The sequence below is a fragment of the Streptococcus sp. HMSC062H02 genome (assembly GCF_001813005.1).
In the GTDB taxonomy this organism is placed as follows: domain Bacteria; phylum Bacillota; class Bacilli; order Lactobacillales; family Streptococcaceae; genus Streptococcus; species Streptococcus oralis_S.
Window position 1 is genome coordinate 1 of the sequence record NZ_KV811124.1, and the last position, 327, is coordinate 327.

At 46.8% G+C, this 327-nt stretch carries 1 protein-coding gene; it reads left to right on the top strand.

Annotated elements, in window-relative coordinates:
* The coding region (locus HMPREF2885_RS05995) for an Ig-like domain-containing protein (RefSeq protein ID WP_148131142.1) at positions 1-327 on the top strand (327 nt) is incomplete at both ends.

Consider the following 327-nt stretch of genomic DNA (forward strand, 5'->3'; position numbering starts at 1 on the left):
CAACGAGCACAGGTCCTCAAGGTGTCCCACAAACGGGCACCCCAACCTTCACAGAAGGTAATCCACTGGTTCCACTTGATGATACAAAACCAATGACATTCGAAGATGGTCAATCAACGAAAACAGTTCCGGGTGTAGGTGAATACAGCATCAATCCAGATGGATCTATTACCTTTACTCCAGAAAAACAATACGTTGGCACACCAGATCCTGTCACAGTCAAACGTGTAGATAAGAATGGAACAGAAGTCACTGCGACGTATACCCCAACAGTGACTAAGGTAACCCCAACTAGCACTAACGCAACGAGCACAGGTCCTCAAGGTG